Origin of the sequence: Aerolutibacter ruishenii (assembly GCF_007830115.1) — a bacterium.
GTDB lineage: Bacteria > Pseudomonadota > Gammaproteobacteria > Xanthomonadales > Xanthomonadaceae > Aerolutibacter > Aerolutibacter ruishenii.
Genome location: NZ_VLKP01000003.1, coordinates 130,386 through 156,966 on the forward strand (window position 1 = coordinate 130,386; position 26,581 = coordinate 156,966).

A 26,581-nucleotide genomic window follows, 5' to 3' on the forward strand; every position below is an offset into this window, starting at 1 on the left:
ACCGCAGGGCTAGAATCGCTCCATCACGCGCGGGATGCGTCCCGCGCCACGAGGACACGGAAACCGAATGTCGCAGCAAACCACTATCCGCAAGCTGGCCGCACTGGTGAACACGCCGGTCGAGAAGCTGCTGGAACAGCTCGCCGAGGCCGGCATGCCCTTCAGCGGCCCGGACCAGGTCGTGACCAGCATCGAGAAGGTCAAGCTGCTTGGCTTCCTCAAACGCTCGCATGGCAAGGTCGAGTCTGCCGACGACGCGGGCGAAGCGCCGAAGAAGATCACGCTCAACCGCAGCCGCAAGCAGGAAATCACCGTCGGCGGCGGCAAGGGCGCGGGCAAGACCACGGTGGACGTGGTCGTGCGCAAGAAGATCACCCTGTCGCCGCGTGACGCCGCCGCCGACAAGGCGGCTCCGGTCACCGATGAGCGCGCCGAGATCCTGCGCAAGCTGGAGGAATCCCGCCAGCGCAACCTCGATGAGCAGCGCCGCCTGGCCGAGACCGACAAGCAGCGTGCCGATGAGCAGGAACGGATCCGTCGCGAGGCGGAAGAAGCCGCGCGCCAGAAGGCGGAGGCCGACGCCCGCGCGTCGCTCGAGGCGGCAGGCGTGGTCCCCGATGGCGACGAGGCACCGGCCCGCAAGGTCGCTACGTCCCATTCCCATTCCCAGGCCAAGCCGGCCGCGCCACGGGTGGAGACGGCTCGCGCACCCGCGCACAAGCCGCGTGGTTCGCATGCGATGGTCGCGGGCGTCGAGGACGACGACCGTGCCAGCCGCTTCGCCGGCCAGATGCACCTGAGCGCGTCCGACCGCGCCCGCCGTTCCACCGGCGCGCGTGGCAAGCCGGCGGGTGGCAATCGTCCCCGCCGTGGCACCGAGCAGGCCCGTACCGGCGGCGGCAAGCACGCCTTCGAGCGTCCCACCGCACCAGTGGTGCGCGAGGTGGCCATCGGTGAAACCATCACCGTTGCCGACCTGGCGCAGAAGTTGGCGATGAAGGGCGGCGAGGTGGTCAAGGCGCTGTTCAAGATGGGCGTCATGGCGACCATCACCCAGTCCATCGACCACGACACCGCGGTGCTGGTCACCGAGGAGTTGGGCCATGTCGCGCTGAAGGCCGATGCGGACAACGTCGAGGACGCGCTGCTGGCCCACGTGGAGGAGACGCAGGGCGAGAAGGTCGTGCGTCCGCCGGTGGTCACCATCATGGGCCACGTCGACCACGGCAAGACCTCGCTGCTGGACTACATCCGCCGTACCAAGGTCGTGTCGGGCGAAGCCGGAGGCATCACCCAGCACATCGGTGCCTACCACGTCGAAACCGACCGTGGTGTCATCAGCTTCCTGGATACCCCGGGCCACGCCGCGTTCTCCGCGATGCGTGCCCGTGGCGCCAAGCTGACCGACATCGTGGTGCTGGTCGTGGCCGCCGACGACGGCGTCAAGCCGCAGACCAAGGAAGCGGTGCAGCACGCCAAGGCGGCCAAGGTGCCGCTGATCGTGGCCATCAACAAGATCGACAAGTCCGACGCGGACCCGCTGCGGGTCAAGAACGAGCTGCTGGGCGAGGAAGTCGTGGCCGAGGAGTTCGGCGGCGATACCCAGTTCGTCGAGATCTCGGCCAAGACCGGCCAGGGCATCGACGCGCTGCTGGACGCGATCTCCATCCAGGCCGAACTGCTGGAACTGACCGCCGTGCGTGACGGTCGCGCCAACGGCGTGGTCATCGAGTCCTCGCTCGACAAGGGCCGTGGCCCGGTCGCCACCGTGCTGGTACAGGCCGGTACCCTGAAGAAGGGCGACTACCTCGTGTGCGGCGTGCAGTACGGCCGCGTGCGTGCGCTGTTCGACGAGCGTGGCGAGCAGGTACCGGAAGCGACCCCGTCGATCCCGGTGCAGGTGCTCGGCCTGTCGGGCGTGCCGGATTCGGGCGACGACTTCGTGGTGGTCGACGACGAGCGCCTGGCCAAGGACGTCGCGCAGCAGCGTGACGCCAAGCGCCGCGAGTCGCGCCTGGTCGCCCAGGCCGGCAACCGCATGGAGGACATCCTGGCCCAGATGGGTTCGGGCGAAGGCCAGCAGACTCTCAACCTGGTGGTCAAGGCCGACGTGCACGGTTCGGTGCAGGCCCTGCGCGAAGCGCTCACCGGCCTGTCGACCGACGCGATCCGCATCAACGTCATCGGTTCGGGCGTGGGCGGCATCACCGAGTCCGACGCCACCCTGGCCTCGACCTCGAAGGCGACGATCATCGGCTTCAACGTCCGTGCCGACGCGTCGGCACGCAAGGTGATCGAGACCAACGGCGTCGACCTGCGCTACTTCTCGATCATCTATGACGTGATCGACCAGGTGAAGCAGGTGGCCTCCGGTCTGCTCGGCGTGGAAATCCGCGAGGAAATCATCGGTATCGCCGAGGTCCGCGACGTGTTCCGCAGCTCCAAGTTCGGCGCGGTCGCGGGCTGCATGGTGGTGGAGGGCGTGGTCAAGCGGAACAAGCCGATCCGCGTGCTGCGCGACAACACCGTGGTCTTCGAGGGCGAGCTGGAGTCGCTGCGCCGCTTCAAGGAGAACGTGGACGAAGTGCGCAACGGCACCGAGTGCGGTATCGGCGTGAAGGCGTACAACGACGTCAAGCCGGGCGACCAGATCGAGTGCTTCGAGCGCATCGAAGTGGCGCGCACGCTGTAAGCCATGGCACAGAAGTCGTTCTACCGCAGTGATCGCGTGTCGGCCCAGCTCCGTCGTGAGCTGGGCCAGATCGTGCACATGGCCGTGCGCGAGCATGGCCTGCCGTCCGTCAGCGTGTCCGACGTGGAGGTCACTCGCGACCTGGCGCACGCCAAGGTATTCGTGACCGCCTTGCAACAGGAGCGTTCGACCGAGGCGGTCAAGGCGTTGAAGGCGCTGTCGCCGGAAATGCGCTACCAGCTGGGCCGCGCGATGAAGCTCCGGCACGTGCCGGAACTGCACTTCCACTATGACGATTCGGTGGACAAGGGCGAACGTATCGACCTGCTGCTGCGCGATCTGCCCGAGGTGCAGGCGCGCGATGACGAGGATGAGGACGCCGAAGATGGCGGCTCCGACGACAGCAGCGACGATCCCGATGCCGACAGGCTGAAGTGATTCAGGAAGGCGGCTCCGGCCGCCTTTTCCGTGATGGGGTTGGGATGAGCCGCAAACCACGTACCGTGTTCCGTCCTTTGCACGGCATCGTGCTGCTGGACAAGCCGCAGGGCCTGAGCTCCAACCAGGCGCTGCAGCGCGTGCGCCATCTGTTCCGCGCGGAGAAGGGCGGGCACACCGGTGCGCTGGATCCGCTCGCCACCGGCCTGTTGCCGTTGTGCCTGGGCGAGGCGACCAAGATTGCCGGCCTGCTGCTGGGCGCGCACAAGGCGTATGAGACCGTGGCGGTGCTGGGCGCCACCACCGACACCGATGATGCGGACGGTGTGGTATTGCAGGAACGTCCGGTGCCGGTATTGGATGACGAGACCATCGAGGCGGCATTGCGTCCGCTGACGGGGGTAATCCAGCAGCGCGCGCCGATCTATTCCGCGCTGAAGCAGGGCGGCGAGCCGCTGTACGCCAAGGCCAGGCGTGGTGAAGCGATTGAAGCCCCGATCCGCGAGGTGGACGTGCGTTCCATCCGTCTGCTGGGCCGCGACGGCAACCGGCTGCGCCTTCACGTGGAATGTGGCTCCGGCACGTATATCCGCAGTCTGGTCCGCGACCTGGGCGAGGCGCTGGGCTGTGGCGCGCACGTGGCCGTGCTGCGGCGTCTTTGGGTAGATCCCTTCACAGATCCGAAGATGTGGACGCTGGAAGAGCTCGAGGCGCTTGCGGCTGAGGGTGAGGAGCGACTGCGGCAGGCACTGTTGCCGATCGAGGCCGGGCTGGCCGGGTTCCCGCGCGTGACGTTGGACGGTGCAGGCGCGCAACGGTTGGGGCGCGGCCAAGTCGTCCAACTGCTTCACGAAGCGGTCGAGGGCATGGTCGCCGTAATGGATGAGACGGGGCGTGCCATTGGACTGGGGCAGGTCGAGGGCAACGTGCTGCGGGCCCAACGCCTGTTCATCTGGGCGGTTGCCTAGCGCCAGCGGTTCGTGGCACCCGCGGTGCAGTGCGGTCCTTGTTCAAGTAACACCTTGTTCCGGCAAGCCTCACGGGCTACAATTCGTGGGCTTTCAACAGCAAGCAGGCACCCTTCGGGTGCTTTTTTCCTTTGGCAAAGGCGGGCCAGGCGGTGCATCGGCGCCATGCGCGTTCCGATTCGCTTCTGCAGGCCTCGCGTCACGAGATATCGCAATGTCCATTGATACCAGCAAGATCATCGAAGAAAACAAGCGCGGCGCCAACGACACCGGTTCGCCGGAAGTCCAGGTCGCCCTGCTGACCGCCCGCATCGAGCAGCTCACCGAGCACTTCAAGCAGCACAAGCAGGACCACCACAGCCGTCGCGGCCTGCTGATGATGGTCAACAACCGTCGCAGCCTGCTGGACTACCTGAAGCGCAAGGACGTGGAGCGCTACAAGGCACTGATCGAGAAGCTCGGTCTGCGTCGCTAACCGAGATACCCACCGCGGCGCAGCGATGCGCCGCGGTTCGTTTTTGGGGGGCGCCGGGCACGCGGCGCCCGGGCAACACAGGCGGCTCGGGGCCGTCGAACGCGAGGGGCAGGGGCCCCGCGCGTAACGCATCGAAATTCGAAGGAAACCAACGTGGCAAAAATTACCAAGACCTTCCAGTACGGCAAGCACCAGGTCACCCTGGAGACCGGTGAAGTCGCCCGCCAGGCCGGCGGCGCCGTCATCGTCAAGATGGATGACACCGTGGTGCTGGTGGCCGCCGTCGCCGCCAAGACCGCACGCGAAGGCCAGGACTTCTTCCCGCTGACCGTCGACTACCAGGAGAAGTTCTACGCCGGTGGCCGCATCCCGGGTGGCTTCTTCAAGCGCGAAGGCCGCGCGACCGAGAAGGAAACGCTGACCTCGCGCCTGATCGACCGCCCGATCCGTCCGCTGTTCCCGGAAGAGTTCAAGAACGAAGTCCAGATCATCGCCACGGTGATGTCGCTGAACCCGGAAGTGGACGGTGACATCCCGGCCCTGCTGGGTGCCTCCGCCGCCGTCGCCCTGACCGGCGCCCCGTTCCAGGGTCCGATCGGCGCCGCCAAGGTCGGCTACAGGAACGGCGAGTACATCCTCAACCCGTCGACCAGCGAGCTGCTGGAGTCGGATCTGGAGCTGGTCGTGGCCGGCACCCAGAGCGCCGTGCTGATGGTGGAGTCCGAAGCCAAGGAGCTGTCGGAAGACGTGATGCTGGGCGCGGTGATGTTCGGTCACCAGCAGATGCAGATCGCGATCAACGCCATCAACGAGCTGGTCGCCGAAGCCGGCACCCAGAAGTGGGACTGGCAGGCCCCGGCCAAGAACGACGCGCTGATCGGCGCGCTCAAGGCCGCCATCGGCAACCGCCTGGCCGATGCCTTCCAGATCCGCAACAAGCTGGAGCGTCGCGACGCCATCTCGGCGCTGAAGAAGGACGTGCTGGGCTCGCTGGCCGATCAGATCGAAGCCAACGGCTGGAACGCCGCCGAAGCCTCCAAGGAGTTCGGCGAGCTCGAGTACCAGACCATGCGCAATGCCGTGCTGAGCACCAAGGTGCGCATCGACGGCCGCGCGCTGGACACCGTGCGTCCGATCAGCTCGAAGGTGTCGGTCCTGCCGCGCACCCACGGCTCGTCGCTGTTCACCCGCGGCGAGACCCAGGCGATCGTGGTTGCCACCCTCGGCACCGCGCGCGACGGCCAGATCATCGACGCCGTCTCGGGCGAGTACAAGGAACACTTCCTGTTCCACTACAACTTCCCGCCGTACTCGGTCGGTGAAGCCGGCCGCATGATGGGCCCGAAGCGCCGCGAAATCGGCCACGGCCGCCTCGCCAAGCGCGGCGTGCTGGCCGTCATGCCGACCATGGAAGCCTTCCCGTACACCATCCGCGTGGTCTCGGAGATCACCGAGTCGAACGGCTCCTCGTCGATGGCCTCGGTCTGCGGTTCGTCGCTGGCGCTGATGGACGCGGGCGTGCCGATCAAGGCGCCGGTGGCCGGTATCGCCATGGGCCTGGTGAAGGAAGACGACAACTTCGTCGTGCTGTCCGACATCCTGGGCGACGAGGATCACCTCGGCGACATGGACTTCAAGGTGGCCGGTACCGCCGACGGCATCTCTGCGCTGCAGATGGACATCAAGATCCAGGGCATCACCGAAGAGATCATGAAGGTCGCGCTGGCCCAGGCCAAGGCCGGCCGCCTGCACATCCTCGGCGAGATGGCCAATGCCATCACCGCGCCGCGCGGTGAGCTGAGCGAGTACGCGCCGCGCCTGCTGACCATCAAGATCCACCCGGACAAGATCCGCGAAGTGATCGGCAAGGGTGGCGCCACCATCCAGGGCATCACCAAGGAAACCGGCACCCAGATCGACATCCAGGACGACGGCACCATCGTCATCGCGTCGGTCAACGCCGCCGCTGCGCAGGCCGCCAAGGCCCGCATCGAGCAGATCACCTCGGACGTGGAGCCGGGTCGCATCTACGAAGGCAAGGTCGCCAAGATCATGGACTTCGGTGCGTTCGTCACCATCCTTCCGGGCAAGGACGGTCTGGTGCACGTGTCGCAGATCTCCAGCGAGCGCGTCGAGAAGGTCTCGGACAAGCTCAAGGAAGGCGACGTGGTCAAGGTCAAGGTGCTGGAAGTCGACAAGCAGGGCCGCATCCGCCTGTCGATCAAGGCCGTGGCCGAGGGCGAGGGCCTGGCGGGCGAGTAATCGCTGGCGGGTTCATCGCCGTAGTCGAGGAGGAGCGGGCGAAAGCCCGCTCTTCTGCGTTTGCGGGGTGGGGCGGGGTCTGCGCACAGGGGCATTGCTGCAGCGCTCCGTCCGCGCATCCTGCGCGGAGTCGCGCCGCGGGCCAGTCCGGCCCGGCGCAGCGCGCCGGGCGTTCGCTCGGGCCACGCGGCAGTGCCGCGAAAGCAGCCCGCTCGCACCCTTGGCCCGCTTTTCCGCAATACCCCTGCACGCAGACCCCTTGTCAGGCGTGGTTGGAGGCTTCGTTCAATGTGTCGTGGGCGGAGAACAGGTCGCTTTGGACTTCGAATTGATCGGTGTCGATGAAGCCTGAGAGGCCCACACCGACCAGGCGGTAGCGCGTCCGGGCTGGAAGGTCGATGCGGGCGCGCAGGTCGCAGGCGATCCGCGCCAGGTCGTCAGCGCTTGTTGGCGGCGCGGCTTGTGTGAGACTGCGCGTCAGCGTGCGGAAGTCCGCGGTCTTCAGCTTGAGCACCACGGTGCGTGCCACGCGGCCGGTTTCGCGCTGGTACCCGGCCCAGGTCTTCTCCGCCAACTCGTGGATATGGGGTTCCAACTCGTCCAGCAGCAGATCGCGTTCGAAGGTGTCCTCGCTGGAGATCTGCACCGTGGGCCGCTCGGTGACCACCGGGTGGTCGTCGATGCCCAGCGACAGTTCGTGCAGACGTCGACCCCAGCGGCCAAATCGCTGCTCCAGTGCCTCCGTGCCGAAATCGCGCAACTCGCCCACCGTGGCAATACCCAGTTCCGCCAGTTTGTGCTCCATCACCTTGCCCACGCCGGGCAGGCGACCCACCGGTAGCGGTGTGAGAAACGCCTCCGCGTGTTGCGGGCGAACCACGAACAATCCGTCGGGTTTGTTCCAGTCCGAGGCGATCTTGGCCAGGAACTTGTTGGGGGCCACGCCCGCGGACGCGGTAAGTCGGGTTTCCTCGCGAATGGCGTCGCGGATGGCTTCCGCCGTCTCGGTGGCAGAGGGGAGGCCCGTCCTGGTCGCAGTCACGTCCAGGTAGGCTTCGTCCAGCGACAGCGGCTCGATCAGCTCCGTGTGGCGCGCGAAGATCTCGCGGATCTGCCGCGACACTGCCTTGTAGCGGGTGAAGTCCGGTGGAACGAACACGGCGTGTGGGCACAACCGTTCGGCGCGCACCGCGGGCATCGCCGAGCGCACACCAAACCTGCGCGCCTCGTAGCTGGCCGCGCACACCACCGAGCGTGCTCCCCGCCATGCCACCACGACCGGGCGACCGCGCAGCCCTGGGTCGTCGCGCTGCTCGACCGACGCGTAGAACGCGTCCATGTCGACGTGGAGGATCTTGCGGAGAGGGAGTTGCACGGAGATGGCTGGAATGCGTGTTAGTCAAAATACTAACTTCATTTGCCGGCCGCTAGCCAGTCACCTCCGCCATCGCAATGAAAGCAACGCGTGGCACCATGGGCGCGGGGCGAGCCAGGGCGGTACGACTTCAGCTGGCGCGTCAGGTGGTTCGTGGCGCAAACCGGCGTGGTGCTTGGATTGAGCGCGATCAAGCCGCGCGATGGGTGAAACGGCGAGGATGGGCGTCATTCGCAGATGAGTACGTATTCGCTCGAATCGGTCTTCAAGCCCCGTTCGGTCGCGGTCATCGGCGGCAGTCCGCGAGGGCGATCCCTGGGGGCTGCCGTGCTCCGAAACCTGCGCGCGGCGGGGTTCGCCGGACCGCTGGGGCTGGTGAACGCGCGGTATCCGCGGATCGAAGGCGTCGCCGCGGTGCCGCGGCTGCAGGACCTGGGCTGGGTGCCGGAACTGATCGTGCTGGCGGTACCACCCGGTAGGGTGGTCAAGCTGGCGCGGACGGCGGCGGAACTGGGTACGTCGGCGGCCATCGTTCTGGGAACCGACCTGGGGCACGGGCCCGATTCAACGGCGGCCGAGTTGGCTGCCGTCGCGCGCACCCATGGACTGCGCCTGGTGGGCCCGAATGGCCTGGGCGTGATCGCGCCACATGCGTGGCTCAACGCGAGCTTTTCCGCACACCAACCGTTGGCGGGCGACATCGCGGTGATCTCGCAGTCCGCGGCCATCGCGGCAGCGCTGGTGGAGTGGGGGGTGGGCCGATCGATCGGCTTCTCCGCCGTGGCGTCGCTGGGCGATGAGCTCGACGTGGATTTTGCCGACCTGCTCGACTTCTTCGCCCGCGATCACCGTACACGTGCAATCGTGCTTTACGTGGAGTCGATCCACGACGCGCGCAAGTTCATGTCGGCTGCGCGTGCCGCAGCGCGCCTCAAACCCGTGGTGGTGGTGAAATCCGATCGCCATGCCCGGCCTGCATCACGGCCGCAGACGCATTCGGCCACGCTGGCATCGCCCGACGCGGTGTATGCAGCGGCCTTCCAGCGTGCCGGCATGCTGAGGGTGCTGGCGTTGGACGAGTTGTTTGCCGCCGCGGAAACGCTGGGGCGGGTCGATACCTTCCAAGGGCCACGCCTGGCGGTTTTCGCCAATGGCCGAGGCACCGGCATGTTGGCCGCGGATCGCCTGCGCGACATGGGCGGCACATTGGCGGCGTTGTCCATGGAGACCGTGCGGCACCTCGGTGCGATCGCGTCCGCGTCGTGGCTGGGCACCAACCCGGTGGACATCAACGGGAGCGTGGACAACACGGCCTACGCGGCAGGCTTCACCGCACTGGCCGAAGACCCGGGCAACGATGCCATCCTGGCGTTGAACGTGCCCACGGCGCTGGTGCCGACGGAGGTTCGGGCACAGGCATTGGCCGATGCGCGCCGGGCATTGCCGGGTGCTGCGGCGCGCAAACCGGTGCTGGCGGTGTGGCTGGGCGCCAATGACGAAGCCATCGCGCGGCTGACCGAAGCACGCATCCCCACGTACGCCACCGAGGCCGATGCCGTGCGTGGGTTCATGTACATGGCGCGGCACCGTGACGCAAAAACGATGCTGATGGAGACGCCACCGAGCCTTCCCGACGACCTGGTGGTGGATACGGAAGCCGCCCGCGGAGTCGTGGCGGGCGCGCTGGCCGAAGGAAGGGCCTGGCTGGATCCGATGGAAGTGGCCCGCGTGCTGGACGCCTACGGCATTCCGATCACGCCCGTGGTGAGCGCACGCGATGCGGACGAGGCGGCGCGCCAGGCCGGGCCGTTGTTGGCCGAAGGCGGCGCGGTGGCGGTGAAGATCCTGTCGCCTGACATCAGCCACAAGTCCGATATCGATGGCGTGCGCCTCAACCTGGCCACGGTGGAGGCAGTACGCGAAGCCACCGAGGCGATCCTTTCCCACGCGCGTGTCGTGCGCCCGGATGCGCGGATCGATGGCGTCACCCTGCATCCGATGGTGGCGCGCCCCAAGGCCCGCGAACTGATTGCCGGTGTGGTGGACGATGCCACCTTTGGCCCCGTGGTGGTGTTTGGCCGCGGTGGCACCGCGGTGGAGATGATCAACGACAAGACATTGGAGTTGCCGCCGCTGGACCTGCGGCTGGCCCACGAGATGATCGGGCGCACCCGCGTATCGCGCATCCTCAAGGCGTACCGGGACGTACCGGCCGCCGACGAGCGGGCGGTGGCGCTGGTGCTGGTCAAGCTAGCGCAACTGGCCGCCGACGTGCCCGACATCCGGGAGATCGACATCAACCCGCTGCTGGCGGACAAGGATGGCGTCATCGCCGTGGACGCGCGCATTGGCGTGTCGGCGTTGGCGCGACTGCACAAGGGGCCGGGCCATCCGCGGTTCGCGATCAGGCCATACCCGAAGGAGTGGGAGCGCGACGTCGAGCTGGGACACGGGCGTCGCGTCTTCGTGCGTCCGGTCCGACCCGAGGATGAGGCGCTGTTCCGCGAGTTCTTCACCCATGTGACGGATGAAGACCTGCGCATGCGCTTCTTCCAGGCCATGCGCCATTTCAGCCACGAGTTCATCGCGCAGTTGACGCAACTGGATTACGCACGGTCGATCGCGCTGGTGGCGATCGATCCGGCGTCAGGCGTGATGCTGGGCGCGGTCCGCCTGCTGGCCGATGCCAATTACGACCACGGTGAGTACGCGATCCTGGTGCGCTCCGACCTGAAGGGGCATGGCCTTGGCTGGCGGCTGATGCAGATCATGATCGAGTACGCGCGCTGGCTGGGCCTGCGCTCGGTGGTGGGCGAGGTACTGCAGGAAAACCGCACGATGCTGGAAATGTGCAAGGCGCTGGGGTTCAAGGTGGCGCCCAACCCCGACGACCCCTCGATCATGGCGGTGTCGTTGCCCATCGAAGGTGGTGCGACGACCGTCTAGCCATGCGGCTTGCGGCAGCGACGGGCCGCGAGCAACCGGGCTTGTGGGCCGCCACGCCTTTCGTCAGACAATACCCGTTGCGTAGTACGCGGCAATCACCACGAACACCGCCGCGGTCTTGACCAGGGTGATGGCGAAGACGTCCTTGTAGGCCTGGCGATGGGTCAGGCCGGTGACCGCAAGCAGGGTGATCACCGCGCCGTTGTGCGGCAGCGTGTCCATGCCACCCGAGGCCATCGCAGCGACGCGATGCAGGACTTCCATCGGGATGCCCGCCGCGTTGGCGTTGGCGATGAATGTCTCGGCCATGGCCGCCAGGGCAATGCTCATGCCGCCGGAGGCCGAGCCGGTGATGCCGGCCAGCGCCGTGACGGTGACGGCCTCGTTGATCAGTGGATCGGGAATGGCGGACAGCGCGTTGGCCACCACGAGGAAGCCTGGCAGTGCGGCGATCACCGCGCCGAAGCCATACTCGGACGCGGTGTTCATGGCGGCAAGCATCGCCCCGCCGATCGCCGACTTGGTGCCTTCCGCGAAGCTGGCCATCACCGGCTTCCACGCAAACGCGATGACGCAGGCGATGCCGACGAGCAATGCGCCTTCCACGGCCCAGATCGCTGCGATCTTGGACACCTCCTGCACCACCGGGGGTGTGCTGCCGATGACCGCAGGATCGAAGGAATGGCTGTCGCCATAGAAGCCGGGGATCCACCCGGTGAACAGCTTGTTGCTGACACCGACCAGCACCAGCGGCAGTAGCGCCACGAGTGGGTTGGCCAGCTTGCCGCCGGTGAATGCGGCAGGTTCGTTCACCAGGGCACCACCATCGGCATAGCCTTCGCCGGCCCTGAGCGCGGAACGGCGCCGCCAGTCCAGGTAGGTCAGGCCCACGATGAGGATGAAGATGCCGCCCAGCGTGCCCAGCCACGGTGCCGCCCAGGTATTGGTGCCGAAGAACGATGCGGGAATGATGTTCTGGATCTGCGGGGTTCCCGGCAGTGCATCCATGGTGAAGGTGAACGCACCCAACGCAATGGTGCCGGGGATCAGGCGCTTGGGGATGTTGCTCTGGCGGAACAGCTCCGCGGCGAAGGGGTAGACCGCGAAGACCACCACGAACAGCGACACGCCGCCGTAGGTGAGCAGCGCGCAGACGATGACGATGGACAGCATCGCGCGGCTGGCGCCGACCACCCGGATGGTCGCTGCGACGATGGACTTGGAGAACCCCGAGACTTCGATCAGCTTGCCGAAGATGGCGCCCAGCAGGAACACCGGGAAATACAGCTTGAGGAAGCCGACCATCTTGTCCATGAACAGGCCGGTGAACATCGGCGCGACCAGCGACGGGTCGGTCAGCAGCACCGCACCCAGCGCCGCGACGGGCGCGAACAGGATGACGCTGTAGCCGCGATAAGCCACGAACATCAGGAAGCACAACGCGGCCAGCACGATCAGAAACGCCATCCCCAGCTCCAAGGCCTTGCAGGTGGATGGCAAGTCTCCGGATCGGGTGGGGCGGCCGGCATTGTCCGAAGGTACAGATGCCGGTATGCCGAGGCTCTCCTAGTCTTGCGGCCATGGTGGGACCGTCCCATCAGGCGCTGGCCATAGGGCCGGGCCACCATGCAATCGGGGGAGGAGTGCCGTAATGGGTCGTAGCAAGAACAGCCGCAAGTATCTGAGCCTGGCCATCGCCAGTGCGCTGCTGGCGCCGGCGGCATGGGCGCAGGAGTCGGCGCCGACGGGGCAGCAGTCGCAGCAGGCGACCACGCTGGACAAGATCACTGTTACCTCGCGCAAGCGGGAGGAGACGCTGCAGGAAGTGCCGATCGCGGTGACTGCGTTCACCGCCGAGGCATTGGACAAGCTGGCGGTCGAGGACCTGAGCGATCTGGACGCGCTGGTTCCCAACCTGACCGTCTATGCGGCGCGCGGCTCCAGTAGCACGGTGACCGCCTACATCCGCGGCATCGGCCAGTCCGACCCGTTGTGGGGCGTCGATCCGGGCGTGGGCATTTACCTGGACGACGTATACATCGCCCGTCCGCAGGGCGCTCTGCTCGACGTGTTCGACGTCCAGCGCGTGGAAGTGTTGCGCGGTCCCCAGGGCACCCTGTACGGCAAGAACACCATTGGCGGCGCGATCAAGTACATCTCGCGTGGCCTGCCGACCGACTTCGAGGGCAATGCCTCCGTCACCATCGGCAACTACAACCAGTTGGACGTGAAGGCCGCCGTGGGCGGCCCGATCGGTGGCGCGGACAGCGGCCTGCGCGGTCGTATCGCGGTAGCCAGCCTCAACCGCGACGGCTTCGGTAAGAACGTGGTGACCGACCAGGAAGTCAGCGATAAGGAAATCCTGGCCCTGCGCGGCCAATTGGGGGCCTATGCGGGCGATGATTTCGACGTGCAGTTCGCCTTCGACTGGGTCGATGACCAGTCGGGCGTGCGCGGTGCGCAAATGTTGGAAGGCAGCCGTTTCGTTCCCAGCGCACCGCCGATGGATTCGCGCTACGACGTGCGCAACGGCATGCCCAATGTCAACGACACCGAGCTGAAGGGCGCGTCGATGACGGTCAACTGGCGTCCGAATGAGGATTGGGCACTCAAGTACGTGCTCGCCAAGCGTGAGTCCGACACCGAGACCAACATCGACTTCGACACCACGCAAGCCAAGATCGCCGACGTCAAGGCGTTCTACAGCGATCAGCAGGTCAGCCACGAACTGCAGGCCAACTTCGACGCTGGCGGCCGCGCCCGTGGCGTGATGGGCCTGTACGCCTTTAACGGCGATGCCGGCGGCCAAGTGCTCAACAACTTCTTCAACCTGCTGTTCGGCGACACCCAGGGCAAGATCCGCACCGAGAGCATCGCCCTGTACGCGGACTGGACCTTCGACCTGACCGAGAGGCTGAAACTGGACGTGGGTGCGCGCTACACCGACGAGGACAAGCGTGCGCAGGTGCTCAACCTGGGCTACAGCGATGCAACCTTCAGTCGCCCGATCTCGGTCGCGGCCAACTTCGACAAGACCATCAACTTCAAGAACACCTCGCCCAAGATCTCGCTGGACTACCAGGTCACCGATGACGTGATGCTGTACGCGCTGGCGACCCGCGGCTTCAAGTCGGGCGGCTACAACATCCGCGCCCAAGCAACCGCCGTGCCGCGTTCGGCCGAGCCGTTCGACGACGAGGTGGTGGACAGCTACGAGATCGGCAGCAAGATGTCGTTCCTCGACCAGACCTTGTTCCTGAATCTGGCCGCGTTCCACAACAAGTACAAGGACATCCAGCTGTCGGTGTTCACAGCCTACGACAGCAACGGCGACGGCACCGATGACGCGTTCTTTGGTGACTTCACCAACGCCGGCGAAGGTACGGTCAACGGTGTGGAGTTCGAGTACCAGTGGCTGCCGACCCGCAACTGGGCGATCACAGGCAACCTGGCATGGCTGGACGGCAAGTACGACGAGTTCCGTTATGCCGGCCTGAACATCGCCGACGAGCAGGAGTTCACCAACGCCCCCGAGTTCTCCGGTGCGTTCAACGTGGAGTACCGTACCGATCTGGCCAATGGCGGCAACCTCTCCGCCCGTATCGGCTACAGCTACCAGTCTGAGGTGATCGCCACCACCGAAATCATCCGCGCGGAAGTGCCGCCGTTTGGTCGCGGGCCGATCACGCAGGACGGCTACGGTCTGGTCAACGCTGGCGTGACGTGGCGCATGAATGACGCCTGGTCGTTCTCGCTCAACGGCAGCAACCTCGCCGATGAGGAGTACTTGACCACCGGTTACAACCTCAACCGCGCGTTGGGCGTGTACACCGGCTTCTATGGCTCCCCGCGCCAGTACAGCCTGACGGCGCGTTACGATTTCTGATCGATCCCTGGAGCGTTCAGGACGTGCGGCGGGTCCCGGCAACCGGACCCGCCGTTGTTTTTTCGCTATGCTCGAACGCAGTCTGGCGGCACGGCGTGTCGCCACAGTCTGAAGGGGAGCCGGGGCGCGAATGCTGAGTTTCACCGCGGTCGCGCTGGCCAGCCTGGCATGGCTGGCACTGATGTTCGGCACGGCGCTGTGGGCCGAGCGCCACCCGGGCGTGTTGGGACGTCACTGGCGCCACATCTATGCCCTGTCGCTGGCGGTGCACTGCACCTCCTGGACGTTCTACGGCACCGTGACGCAGGCCTCGCGCTACGGCTGGCCGCTGCCGCCCACTTTCCTTGGCGCGATCCTGCTGTATGCGCTGGCCGTCGCCTTCATGATGCGGCTGGTGCGGCTGGCCCGGGACACCAATGCCACTTCGCTGGCCGACCTGATCGCCACCCGGCTTGGCAAGGACGCGTGGCTGGCGGCGACCGTGACGCTGGTGGCCGCATTGGGCCTGATTCCCTACATCGCGCTGCAGCTCAAGGCCGTGGCGATGAGTTTCGCGATGCTGACCACGCGCTCGGCCGCAGATGCCATCGAGCCGGCTTGGCAGGACATCGCCCTGTACGTGGCCCTGGCGATGGCGCTGTTCGCCATGCTGTTCGGGACCCGGCGCGCGGCCGCGACCGAGCACAACCGCGGGCTGGTGCTGGCGATGGCGTTCGAGTCGGTGTTCAAGCTGGCCGCGATGCTCGCATTGGGCTGTTTCGTCTGGTTCGGGTTGGACCTGCCGGCGCCGCCGGTATCCGCCACGCTGCCCGCCGACGCGATGCCTTCGGGCGGCTTCATGCCGCTGGTGCTGCTGGGCGCGATGGCCATGTTCATCCTGCCGCACCAGTTCCACATCGCGGTGGTGGAGTGCCGTGACGAGCGCCACGTGGCGACCGCGCGCTGGTTGTTTCCGCTGTACCTGGTGCTGATCGCGCTGCCGGTGCTGCCGCTGGCGAGGGCTGGCCAGGCGCTGCTGGCGGGGCAGGTGCCCTCCGATCTCTATGTGCTCGCGCTGCCCTTGTCGCAAGGCCGCGAAGCCCTGGCGCTGTTCGGGTTCCTCGGCGGCCTCAGTGCGGCGACCGGCATGGTCGTGGTCAGCACCCTGACACTCAGCCTGATGATCGGCAACCACTGGTTCGCTCCCGGTTTGCTGCGCGGTGCCTGGTCGCGCCAGGACGGTGGTGACCTGCGCGGCCATGTCCTGCTGCTGCGCCGCGTTGGCATCGTGGCCATCATGCTGCTGGCATGGGCCTACAGCCGCCTCATCGCCGGCAGTGACGCACTGGCCGACGTGGGCGCCGTGTCGTTCTCCGCGCTGGCCACGCTGGTGCCCGCGCTGGGCTTTGCCGTGTGGCGCCCGAAAACCCCGGCACGCGCCGCCCAGGTCGGCATCGTGCTCGGCTTCGTGGCATGGGCGTGGGCGTTGCTGGTGCCGATGACGGTGGAGATGCGCGGCGAGCCGGTGGCATGGCTGACCGCGGGACCCTTCGGCCAGGCCTGGTTGGCTCCGGATGCGTTGTTTGGACTCACGGGCTGGAGCCGCCTGGGCCGCGCGGTGGGCGCAAGCCTGTTCGTGGGAACGATGGGCACGCTCGTCGCGGCGGCATGGGGCAGCGAGGCGCCTCGCAAGGCAAGGCTTGGCCTGGATGCACGGGCGCTGCGTGATGCCGGCCTGCGCTTTCTTTCGCGCGACCGCGTGGACCAGCTGCTGACGGATGCCGCGGGCGAGGGCGCCGCGCCGGCAGAACTCGAAGCGCGCATGGAACGCGAACTGGCCGCCGTGCTGGGCACTGCGTCGGCGCGCGTGTTGCTCGATGCAGCGCGGCGCGAAGCCGGTCGTGACCTCGACACCGTTGCCGCCATCGTCGGCGTGGCCTCGGCCGACCTGCGCTTCAACCAGCGAGTACTGGAGGCGGCGTTGCAGAACATGTCGCAGGGCATCAGCGTGGTGGATGCCCAACTGCGGCTGGTGGCGTGGAACCGGCGCTACGTGGAGCTTTTCGGCTATCCCGAAGAACTGCTGCAGATCGGGCGACCCATCGCCGACCTGTCGCGCTGGGCGCTGGCGCAGGTGCCGCACGGCCCCGATACCGAGCTGGCGCTGGAGCGGCGGCTTGCCTTCATGCTTGCGGGCACGCCGCACTTGTCCGAACGCGTGCTGCCCGACGGCACTATCATCGAGATCCGCGGCAACCCCATGCCTGGCGGCGGCTTCGTGGCCACTTTCACCGACGTCACCGCGTTCCGCCATGCCGAGGCGGGCCTGATCCAGGCCAATGAAACCCTGGAGCAGCGCGTGGCCGAGCGGACCGTCGACCTGGAAGCGGCCAAGCGCGAGGCCGAGCGCGCCAACGACGCCAAGAGCCGCTTCCTGGCGGCCATTGGCCATGACCTGATGCAGCCGTTGCATGCGGCGCAGTTGTTCACCGATGCGCTGTCGCAGCAGGTGCGCAATCCCGCGCAGCGCGCGACGGTGGCACAGATTGGTGGCGCGCTGGACTCCACCAGCGACCTGCTGAACGGCCTGCTGGACATGTCGCGGCTGGAGGCGGGTGGCCTGGAGGCGCAGCCGCGCGAGTTGCCGATTGCCGAGGTGCTGGACCCGCTTGCTTCGGAGTTCGGCGCGATCGCCGCGGCACGTGGATTGCGCTTCCGATACGTGCCCAGCCGCGCGTGGGTGCGCACCGATCCGCAGTTGTTGCGCCGCGTACTGCAGAACTTCCTCGCCAACGCGGTGCGCTATACCGTATCCGGTTCGGTGCTGCTGGGGGTGCGCATGGGCGGCGACGCGCTGCGCATCGAAGTGCTCGATACCGGCCCGGGCATTCCGGTGGAACAGCAACGGCGCATCTTCGAGGAGTTCCGTCGCGGTGACGACGCGCCGGGGCAGGGCCTCGGGTTGGGCCTGGCCATTGCCGACCGCATCGCCGAGTTGTTGGAGTCTCCCATCGGTCTGCGCAGCCGGCTGGGGCGCGGCACCGCCTTCACCGTGCGGGTTCCACGCGTGGAAAGCCGCCCGCGGGTGGTGGCACCTGCACAGGTGCAACGCACCGGCTTGGCCGGCACGCGCGTGCTGGTGCTCGACAACGATGCCGTCGCACTGGACGCCCTCGCGCACCTGCTGCGGACATGGGGCTGCGATGTCGTTACCGCCGGCGATGGCGAACAGGCGGCCGCCGCATTGATGGGTGGGCCTGTGGCGCTATGGCTGTTCGACTACCACCTCGATGATGGCGACACCGGTACCGCGGTGGTGGACCGGTTGGCGCAACGCTTCGGCGCGCGGCCAACGGTGATCCTGAGCGCCGATGCCAGCGAGGCGGTGCGCCGCGACGTGCAGGACGCTGGATTCACCCTGCTGCGCAAGCCGCTCAAGCCGCTTGCCTTGAAGTCCGTGCTGGATCGCCTGCTGGCCTCGCGCGAACTGCAGCCGGCCTGATGCGCCTCAGCCCGCGACCTGCCGCGACGGGTCGCTGAGCTCCAGCTCGCGCAGGATCACCCCGGCCTGGGTACGGTTTCGTACCCCCAGGCGCTCGAAGATGGCGGACAGGTGTGCCTTCACCGTCCGCTCCTGCACGTCCAGGCGGTCGGCGATCTGCTTGTTCAACAGTCCCTGAGCCACGTAAGTCAGCACGCGGAACTGCTGCGGCGAGAGGCTGGCCAGCCGCGAGGCGAGGTTGGTGTCGCTGCTGGAACTCTGGGTGCGCGCCACGGCCGCGCGCAGCGACGCGGGCAGCCATTGCTCGCAGGCCAGTACCGCGCGCACTGCATCGCGCAGTTCTTCAAGTCCAGAACTCTTGGGCAGGTAGCCGGCCGCTCCGTGGTCCAGCGCACGCCTTACCACGCGCGGATCGTCGTTGGCCGACACCACCACCACCGCCACCTCCGGGTGTTGCGCGCGCACGGCGGCGAGCCCTGCCAGCCCGTGGTTGCCGGGCATGTGCAGGTCCAGCAGCACCAGGTCGATGCCCGGATCGGCCTCCAGCGCCGCCAGTACGCCATCCAGGCTGTCAGTCTCGGCTACGTTGGTATCCGGCACGGCATCGATGGCCGCCTGGCGCAGGGCGGCTCGGAACAGCGGGTGGTCGTCGGCGATGAGGAGTGAGGGCATGGCAGGCTCAGGCTTCCTGACTAGCCTAGCAAGCCCGCATCGAATTTTTCATTGCGGCGAGGTGGTACCAAAGTACGATGAAGCGCACGATGGCGGTTGCTACGCTCTGCGCATGACCATGCCACCGATCCTGCGCCGAACGGGCGCCAGCACGCTCCACCTCCTCCTGGCCTGCGGCGCACTGGCGATGGCCGGCTGCAGCACCCCGGGTTCCACGCGTACTTCGGGAGACCGTGACGTGTTTGGTTCCACGCGCATTACCGAGCATCGTGGCCATGACGACCTGCTGACCGCCGGCCTCGGCCTTGACGGCCTGCGTGCAATGACGCCGCCGGCCTTCGCCGACGCCGCGGCACCCACCCCGGCCGAACTGCGCCGTCGTGCACTGTGGGCCAACTGGCGTGGCATCGCCGACATGGCACCGGGCGGCGGCTACGGCAACCTGTACGGCAGCACAGTCGCGGTACCGGGTCGTGAATTCAGCACTTTCGCCACCGTGCCGGGCGCGAACCAGCCGCATCGCGTGCTGGTGCAGGTGCCGGATGCCTTCGACCTCGAGCGCCGCTGCGTCGTGGTGACCGCTGCCTCGGGTTCACGCGGGGTGTACGGCGCTATTGCCGTCGCGGGTGCATGGGGCCTGCCCAAGGGGTGCGCTGTGGCGCACACCGACAAGGGCGCGGGCACCGACTATTTCGACCTGGACAGCGGGCAGGGAGTTCGCCTGGATGGTACGGTCGGTACCGTTGCCGATGGACTGGCGTTCGCGCCGGGAGCCCCCGCGGGCGCACGCGGCGTCGCGTTCAAGCACGCCCACTCCGGCGACAACCCCGAGGCCGACTGGGGCCGCCACGTGAAGCAGGCGGCGCAGTTCGCGCTGCAGTCGCTCGGCACCGCGTTCCCGCAGGCGGCACCGTTCACCTTCGACAACACCCGCGTCATTGCGGTGGGCATCTCCAACGGTGGCGGCGCAGTGCTGCGTGCGGCCGAACTGGAGGGCGACTGGTTGGATGCCGTAGTCGCTGGCGAGCCTAACGTGCTGGTGGAAGGCCACGGCAGCCGTGCCCTGTACGACTACACCACCGAGGCCGCGCTGCTGATGCCGTGCGCGCTGTTGCACCCGTCGCTGGCGCCGTTGCCGCAGCCGCCGATGACGGCGCAGGTCGCCCCGTTGTGGGCCGCGCAGTGCGCCACGTTGCAGAAGGCCGGCTTGGTGGAGGGTGCGGACACCACCGCGCAGGCCGCTTCGGCCTACCAGCGGCTGCACGATGCAGGCTGGACCGATGAGGCGCTGCGCGCAGGTGCATTGTCGGCCGGGTTTGACCTGTGGCGCTCGGTGGCGGCTACGTACGCGTCGGCCTACACGCGTGCCGCGCTGGGGCCGTCGCCGTGCGGCTACACTTTCGCCGCCGTGGACGCCACCGGCAAGCCTCGCGCCGCCACCACCGTCGAGCGCGCCGCATGGTGGAGCGACGCCAGCGGTATTCCTCCGGGAGCGGGCGTGCAGGCCATCCCGCCGGCCGGCTCCAATCCGATGACCGACCTGCAGTGCCTGCGAGCACTGTGGACCGATGCGAACGACGCGCGGGCCGCCAAGCTGCGCCAGGGCGTGGCCCAGACCCGCGCGGGGATGCCGCGCGCCGGCCTGCCGGTGGTCGTGGTCCATGGCACCAGCGACGGGTTGATCCCGATGGCGTTCACCAGCGTGCCGTACGTCGCGGGGGCGAAGGCCTCCGGGCGCGATGTGCGCTTCTGGCAGGTGCGTAATGCCCAGCACTTCGATGGCTTCCTCGGCCTGCCGGACTATGCCGCCCGCTACGTGCCGCTGCTGCCATACGTGTATGCCGCGCTGGATCGCGTGCAGGCACACCTGGACGGCAACGGCCCGCTGCCCGCCGATGCGGTGATCGCCACCGTGCCTCGTGGCGCCGGGAATGCGCTGGAGGCGCGCCACCTCGCCATGCCGGCGGAGTGACCTGCGCCGCAACGCCGTGCTTGCCCTGTTCACGTTGTCTTTGGCACGCTGATGGGATGAGGGTCACCACCTGACCTGCCGACGACAGGAGTCGCCATGTCGCGCCGCCATTTCTCCATGCTCCGCGAGTTCCACCTCGCGGACTGGTTCACCCTCGCCAATGCCTTCTGCGGCACCGGTGCCATCTTCGCCGCCATGCGCTTCCTGCAGGAGGGCGTGGTACGCGACCTGATGATCGGCATGGCGCTGATACCGCTGGCTTTCGTCTTCGACGCGCTGGATGGCCGCATCGCGCGCTGGCGCAAGTCCGCCTCCACCCTGGGCCGCGAACTGGACTCGCTGGCGGACGTGATCTCGTTCGGCGTGGCGCCGGCCGCGCTGGGTTACGCCTGCGGCCTGCAGGGCGGCTGGGACTGGGTAGTGCTGAGTTACTTCGTCGGTTGCGGCGTGAGCCGCCTCGCGCGCTACAACGTCACCGCCGAGCAGCTTTCCGGCGACGAGGGCAAGGTCAAGTATTTCGAAGGCACACCGATACCGACCAGCCTGGTGCTGGTCATCGTGCTCGCCGTGGCCGCATGGCAGGGGGCGATCGGCGAGGACCTGTGGTTCGGGATGGTCAGGCTCGGGCCGTGGCAGTTCCATCCGCTGGTGCTGATGTTCGCGCTGTCCGGCTCGTTGATGATCAGCAAGACCCTGCGCATTCCCAAACCCTGAACATAGCGCCGTTGGCGCACCGCAACAATTCCGTTGCTATGATCAGGACAAACGCGGGAGGGCACGATGGCCAAGCAGGGTTTCGGCACGATGGGCGGCTTTGGTTCGGACGAGTTCGATGCCATCGCCAAGCAGTACTGGAGCGCGTGGGGCGACATGATGCGTGGCGCCGGCGCCAAGCCTGCCAACGCGGTCCCCGGCTGGGACGAGGCGGTGCGCTGGTGGTCACAGCTGGCCCAGGGCGGGCCGGCGCAGGCCAACGACGCGGTTGGTCGCTTCAATGCGCAGGCACAAGGCTGGTTCGGCCAGATGCAGCAGTTGGCGGCGCAGTTCGCGGGCCAGAACGCAGACGCCGGTGAAATCGCCCGGGCATGGAAGCAGATGCTGGGTGGCAACGGTTCCAACCCCTTCGCCGATGTGTTCAAGCACGTGCGTGGTCCCGGCCAGCACGATTTCGAGGCGTGGATCGAGCAGGTGCGCCCGTACCTGGACATGCTGCAGCGCGATCGCGGCCGCTGGATGGATGCCCCCACCTTCGGATTCGCCCGCGAGCACCAGGAGCGCTGGCAGGACGCGGCCAAGGCGCAGGACGAGTACCAGGCTGCCAGCCAGGTGTTCAACACGTTGCTGGCTGAGTCGTCCCAGTCCGCATTCGACCGTTTCGAGCAATTGCTGGCCGAGCGCAGCGAGCCCGGGCGCCAGTTGACCTCGGCGCGCGCGCTGTTCGACCTGTGGATCGATGCGGCCGAGGATGCGTACGCCGAGTTGGCGCTCTCGCAGCGATTCCGTGATGCCTACGGACACCTGGCCAACGCACAGATGCGCGTGCGCAGCCATGTGCAGGACGAGATCGAACGCGCCAGTGCGTTGCTGGGCGTGCCCGGCCGCACCGAAGTGGATGCCGCGCATCGCAAGATCGTGCAACTGGAGCGTGAAGTGCGTCGCCTGCGTGACCTGGTGCAGGCCATGTCGGCAACGCCGATCGCGCGGCCGACACCGGTGCAGGGTAGCGCGTTCTCCGACGCGATCGGCACGCTGCGGCGCAGGGCCGCGGCGCAGGTGGAGCCGCGAGCCGCGAACAGGGCAACGGAAAGTGCGTCCGCGACTCGCAAGCGGCCGGCTGCCGCAACCAAGGCTTCCAAGAGCCGGGTGGTTGCTGCCGGGGCGGGCACAACCAAGACGCGGCGCGCAGGGGCAACGAAGAGCGTAACGCCTGCAAAAACTGCCAAACCGGCGAAGGCCGCAGCCACCACCGGCCGCAGTCGGGCGGTCGCCGCCCGCAGTGCGAAGTCCGCCAAAGCCACGCGCGCCGCGAAGGCCAGTGCGGGCAAGCCGACGGTCAGTCGTGCCGTCGCGACCAAGTCGCTGAGCAAGGCCACCAAGGGAGCCCGCTGAGATGAACGCCTTCGACAGCTTCGGCCCGATCGGCTTCACTCCGCAGGCATTGGCCGAGGAGGCCATCAAGCTGCAGCACAAGCTCGGCGCGGGCCTGGGCACGCTGACCCAGGTGGACGACGTTGACTACGGCGCCACCCGCCGCGAGGAAGTGTGGCGCGATGGCAAGGTGGTGCTGTACCGCTTCATCGGCGAACGCGCGCCCACCGCCAAGGTGCCGTTGTTGATGGTGTATGCGCTGGTGAATCGGCCGTACATGGTCGACCTGCAGGTCGGCAAGTCCATCGTGCGCGGCCTGCTGGAGCGCGGCGAAGACGTATACATCCTCGACTGGGGCTACCCCGACCGCTCCGACCGCTACCTCGAGTTGGAGGATTACATCCAGCGCTGGATCGGCGGTGCCGTCGACCACCTGCGCAGTGCCTACCACCAGGACGCCATCAACCTGCTCGGCATCTGCCAGGGTGGCGCGTTCTCGCTGTGTTACAGCGCGCTCAACCCGCGCAAGGTGCGCAACCTCATCACCATGGTCACCCCGGTGGATTTCCACACCGAGGACAACATGCTGTCCAACTGGACGCGCAGCCTGGACGTGGACCTGTTCGTGGACACGGTGGGCAACGTGCCGGCGGACATGATGAATTTCACCTACCTGCAGCTCAAGCCGTGGCGGCTGTTCGTGCAGAAGTACGTGGGCCTGGTCGACATCCTCGACGACAAGCAGGCACTGGAAGACTTCCTGCGCATGGAAAAGTGGATATTCGACTCGCCCGACCAGGCCGGCGAAGCGTTCCGCCAGTTCATCAAGCAGTTCTACCAGGCCAATGGCTTCGTCAAGGGCGGCATCGACATCGGCGGCCACCCGGTGGACCTGATCCACGTGGACATGCCGGTGCTGAATATCTTCGCGGAACAGGACCACCTGGTGCCGCCGGATGCGTCGAAGGCGCTGGGCGGGCTGGTGGGCAGCGACGATTACAGCGAGCTGTCGTTCCGTGGCGGCCACATCGGCATCTACGTCTCCAGCCGCGCGCAGCGGGAAGTGCCCCAGGCGATCCACGACTGGCTGGCGGCGCGGTCGCGCTGACCGTCACATGCCGGCGCAGCGTGCCCGCGCTATGCTCACTGCCAGGGCCACAAGGGACGACGCCATGAGCACACCTTCACGTCCGTTCACCCGCTCCCGCAACGACCGCATGATCGCCGGCGTCATGGGCGGCATCGCCCAGCGCTTCGGCTGGAACAGCACGCTGCTGCGCGCCATTTTCGTGATCATCTCGATCGCGTCGGCGGCATTCCCCGGCATCCTGGTGTACCTGATCCTGTGGCTGCTGATGCCGGAGGAGGGCGCCTGAGCCCTTGGCTGCAGCGCGCCGGGCGGGTACTCGGCATGGCGTGGGCGTCACCCAACACCGTGCTGGGGTTGGTGGCCGGGGGTATCGGCATGGCCTTCGGCGCGCACGTGCACCTTCGCCCGCAGGACCTGGCCGTGGTGTTCCATCGCTGGCCGTGGGGTCCGGGCGGCGCGCTGACCCTGGGCAATGTGATCCTGCACACCGGCGATACACTGGACTCGCCGTGCGTGACGTACGCGCACCGCGCGGGTCATGGCGATGAACCGCACATCATGCTGGCTGACCATGAGCGCGCGCACGTGTACCAGTACATGGTGCTGGGGCCGCTTTTCCTGCCGGTGTACCTGGTGTGTGGCGGCGTGAGCGTGCGCAATCCGTTTGAACGCGCCGCGGACCGCTACGCGCATCGCGGCCGGGGGTGGTGGCCGTGGAGTGCGACCGACTGAGACCGCCTGCGTTTGTTTATCAGGCAGGATCGCCGGCCATGCGACTCCCGGAGCGGGACGAGGAGTGTCCGGAAGCGCATGCCGGCGGTTGAAACTACCCGTGAATCATTTGCCGTCGGTGTTGTTCTTGGCGTCGGCGGCGGCCGCGGCCTCTTCGGCGGCATCCTGGGCCTGTTCGGCTGCGTCGGCGACCTTCTCGGCCGAGTCGGCCAGGTCGTCACGGCGGGTCAATTCGTCGCCCGACACCGCCTCGGCCGTGGTGGCCGAAGCGTCGGCGGCGGCAGCTGCCGCGTCAGCCGCGGCCTGCGCAGCCGCGGTTGCAGCGGCGTCGCCCGTGGCGGCGGCATTGTTGGCCGCCTCCTGCGCTTCCGAAGCGGATTCGGCGGCTTCCGTGGCGGAGGTGTTGGCCTGGTCCTGGTTGCAGGCACCCAGGACCAGCACGAAGGCCATCGCAAACAAGGTCTTGGTCATGTTCATCGAGCGTTCTCCTGGTACGCGTTGGTGCGTCGCGTGCACCTTGCCGCCGGCGGTGTGAAAGCCGTGGCAATGTGGATCGCAGGCCGGTCCGATCATTCAGCTTGCCGAATGCGGCCGCACCGGGCGCCGGGTTCCGACGCGCGATTGATCAATCGTTCGGCCCGCGGACGGGCACGACCTGTACCGTTTGCCCAATCGGGTTTCCCTCGGGTCCGAAGCGGCGTTCCACGAACAGCAGACGGCCTCGTTCCACCAGCACCACGGTGCTGCAACGTGTGCCATACCGCGAGTTGCGTATGAAGGGTGGGGACAACGCCCGCTCGAGTTCCAGACCCACGCCGGTATCGGGCAGCGCCTCGTCCGGAGCAGGCGTGGTGTCGGCCAGCGCGCTGAACAGAGGCTCCAGCGATGCCGCGTCGTCGACGTCCCGGGTGGCGGCCGCATCCTCGGTCAACCATGCGGCCAGCGCGCCGGTGGCGTGGCTGCCCTTTGGCCACGTGGCATCGAGCGCGCCATTGGACATGGCGTGCACGCCCGGTGCGATGGCCTGCGTTGCGAAAACCGGATGGTTGGTGGCGAAGGCGAGTGTCGGCCCATCGTAGGCCAACAGATTGAAACGGCCGTACTCCGGGGCAACGTCCGCCAGCGCGGCGCACCATTCCGGGGCAGGGGTGGCATCCTGCAGGAAACCGGTGACCAGCCCGCCGCGCGAACGCGGTGCAGTCTCGACGGCGAGACCCTGGCGCACATTGGTCACGGCCGCCAGACGGCCCTGGGACGAGACCATCAGCCAGCTACCGCCCTGCAACTGATCGCGGCCGCCGAACACGCCCGGCAGGTCCGCATGGGTTCCGGCCGCGGAAGTGGGGCGCGCATGCGCTTCGTCGCGGTTGGCGATCAGCGCCAACGGGTAACGGGGATGGACACGCCAGGCGACGGCAATCAGGCACATGTGCGCATGCTAGCGCAGCGGCCGACGAACGGTGCCTGTTTATTTACATCCGGCTAACAGCGTTGCGAGTAGCGT

At 67.3% G+C, this 26,581-nt stretch carries 19 protein-coding genes; 14 read left to right on the forward strand and 5 right to left on the reverse strand.

Annotated features, from left to right (window positions below):
- The first annotated feature begins 67 nt into the window (after window positions 1-67).
- The 5 genes from infB (at window position 68) to pnp (ending at window position 6,835) form a co-directional block, all read left to right on the forward strand.
- Window positions 68-2,692, forward strand: coding sequence for a translation initiation factor IF-2 (gene infB / locus IP93_RS04675; protein WP_144812649.1), 2,625 nt, complete (start codon window positions 68-70; stop codon window positions 2,690-2,692).
- Between the two features lie 3 nt (window positions 2,693-2,695).
- Window positions 2,696-3,130: a 30S ribosome-binding factor RbfA gene (gene rbfA, locus IP93_RS04680; protein ID WP_144812652.1), complete on the forward strand. Its 435-nt coding sequence runs from the start codon at window positions 2,696-2,698 to the stop codon at window positions 3,128-3,130.
- A gap of 44 nt (window positions 3,131-3,174) precedes the next feature.
- Complete coding sequence (truB, locus tag IP93_RS04685; protein ID WP_144812654.1) at window positions 3,175-4,098, forward strand: tRNA pseudouridine(55) synthase TruB; 924 nt, start codon at window positions 3,175-3,177, stop codon at window positions 4,096-4,098.
- Window positions 4,099-4,312: 214 nt separating this feature from the next.
- Window positions 4,313-4,573: a 30S ribosomal protein S15 gene (rpsO, locus tag IP93_RS04690; RefSeq protein ID WP_144812657.1), complete on the forward strand. Its 261-nt coding sequence runs from the start codon at window positions 4,313-4,315 to the stop codon at window positions 4,571-4,573.
- A gap of 153 nt (window positions 4,574-4,726) precedes the next feature.
- Entirely contained in the window at window positions 4,727-6,835 is a 2,109-nt protein-coding gene (gene pnp / locus IP93_RS04695) for a polyribonucleotide nucleotidyltransferase (protein WP_144812659.1), read from the forward strand.
- A gap of 262 nt (window positions 6,836-7,097) precedes the next feature.
- Here pnp and dinB read toward each other — a convergent pair whose 3' ends face one another.
- Entirely contained in the window at window positions 7,098-8,210 is a 1,113-nt protein-coding gene (gene dinB / locus IP93_RS04700; RefSeq protein ID WP_144812662.1) for a DNA polymerase IV, read from the reverse strand.
- Window positions 8,211-8,447: 237 nt separating this feature from the next.
- On the opposite strand from dinB, the gene IP93_RS04705 reads away from it, so the two are divergent.
- Window positions 8,448-11,156, forward strand: coding sequence for a bifunctional acetate--CoA ligase family protein/GNAT family N-acetyltransferase (locus IP93_RS04705; RefSeq protein ID WP_144812664.1), 2,709 nt, complete (start codon window positions 8,448-8,450; stop codon window positions 11,154-11,156).
- 63 nt (window positions 11,157-11,219) lie between these two features.
- Here the strand turns inward: IP93_RS04705 and IP93_RS04710 are convergent, their stop codons facing one another.
- Window positions 11,220-12,623, reverse strand: a complete 1,404-nt coding sequence (locus IP93_RS04710; RefSeq protein WP_144812667.1) for a GntP family permease — start codon at window positions 12,621-12,623, stop codon at window positions 11,220-11,222.
- A 184-nt stretch (window positions 12,624-12,807) separates the two neighbouring features.
- Here IP93_RS04710 and IP93_RS04715 point away from each other — a divergent pair, with 184 nt between their 5' ends.
- Together IP93_RS04715 and IP93_RS04720 are read left to right on the forward strand one after the other, a co-directional pair.
- Complete coding sequence (locus IP93_RS04715; protein ID WP_144812669.1) at window positions 12,808-15,042, forward strand: TonB-dependent receptor; 2,235 nt, start codon at window positions 12,808-12,810, stop codon at window positions 15,040-15,042.
- A gap of 130 nt (window positions 15,043-15,172) precedes the next feature.
- Window positions 15,173-18,523 (forward strand): hybrid sensor histidine kinase/response regulator, encoded by a 3,351-nt coding sequence (locus IP93_RS04720; protein WP_144812672.1) that lies wholly within the window; start codon window positions 15,173-15,175, stop codon window positions 18,521-18,523.
- Between the two features lie 6 nt (window positions 18,524-18,529).
- Here the strand turns inward: IP93_RS04720 and IP93_RS04725 are convergent, their stop codons facing one another.
- Window positions 18,530-19,195, reverse strand: a complete 666-nt coding sequence (locus tag IP93_RS04725) for a response regulator transcription factor (RefSeq protein ID WP_144812675.1) — start codon at window positions 19,193-19,195, stop codon at window positions 18,530-18,532.
- Between the two features lie 112 nt (window positions 19,196-19,307).
- On the opposite strand from IP93_RS04725, the gene IP93_RS04730 reads away from it, so the two are divergent.
- The 6 genes from IP93_RS04730 (at window position 19,308) to IP93_RS04755 (ending at window position 25,077) form a co-directional block, all read left to right on the forward strand.
- On the forward strand, window positions 19,308-21,167 hold the full coding sequence (locus IP93_RS04730) for a D-(-)-3-hydroxybutyrate oligomer hydrolase (RefSeq protein WP_242006743.1): 1,860 nt from the start codon (window positions 19,308-19,310) through the stop codon (window positions 21,165-21,167).
- A gap of 96 nt (window positions 21,168-21,263) precedes the next feature.
- Window positions 21,264-21,881 carry a CDP-alcohol phosphatidyltransferase family protein gene (locus IP93_RS04735; RefSeq protein ID WP_144812678.1) on the forward strand — a complete coding sequence of 206 codons (618 nt, stop codon included), beginning with the start codon at window positions 21,264-21,266 and terminating at the stop codon, window positions 21,879-21,881.
- A 66-nt stretch (window positions 21,882-21,947) separates the two neighbouring features.
- Window positions 21,948-23,276, forward strand: coding sequence for a class III poly(R)-hydroxyalkanoic acid synthase subunit PhaE (gene phaE / locus IP93_RS04740; protein ID WP_144812681.1), 1,329 nt, complete (start codon window positions 21,948-21,950; stop codon window positions 23,274-23,276).
- A 1-nt stretch (window position 23,277) separates the two neighbouring features.
- Window positions 23,278-24,363 carry a class III poly(R)-hydroxyalkanoic acid synthase subunit PhaC gene (locus IP93_RS04745; RefSeq protein WP_144812683.1) on the forward strand — a complete coding sequence of 362 codons (1,086 nt, stop codon included), beginning with the start codon at window positions 23,278-23,280 and terminating at the stop codon, window positions 24,361-24,363.
- 64 nt (window positions 24,364-24,427) lie between these two features.
- Window positions 24,428-24,631, forward strand: coding sequence for a PspC domain-containing protein (locus IP93_RS04750; RefSeq protein WP_144812686.1), 204 nt, complete (start codon window positions 24,428-24,430; stop codon window positions 24,629-24,631).
- A gap of 35 nt (window positions 24,632-24,666) precedes the next feature.
- Entirely contained in the window at window positions 24,667-25,077 is a 411-nt protein-coding gene (locus IP93_RS04755; RefSeq protein ID WP_144812688.1) for a hypothetical protein, read from the forward strand.
- Between the two features lie 105 nt (window positions 25,078-25,182).
- Here IP93_RS04755 and IP93_RS04760 read toward each other — a convergent pair whose 3' ends face one another.
- Both IP93_RS04760 and IP93_RS04765 read right to left on the reverse strand, forming a co-directional pair.
- Window positions 25,183-25,554 carry a hypothetical protein gene (locus IP93_RS04760; protein ID WP_144812691.1) on the reverse strand — a complete coding sequence of 124 codons (372 nt, stop codon included), beginning with the start codon at window positions 25,552-25,554 and terminating at the stop codon, window positions 25,183-25,185.
- A 148-nt stretch (window positions 25,555-25,702) separates the two neighbouring features.
- The gene (locus IP93_RS04765; RefSeq protein WP_144812693.1) at window positions 25,703-26,506 is read right to left on the reverse strand and encodes an NRDE family protein; all 804 of its coding nucleotides are present in this window, start codon (window positions 26,504-26,506) and stop codon (window positions 25,703-25,705) included.
- Between the last annotated feature and the right edge of the window lie 75 nt (window positions 26,507-26,581).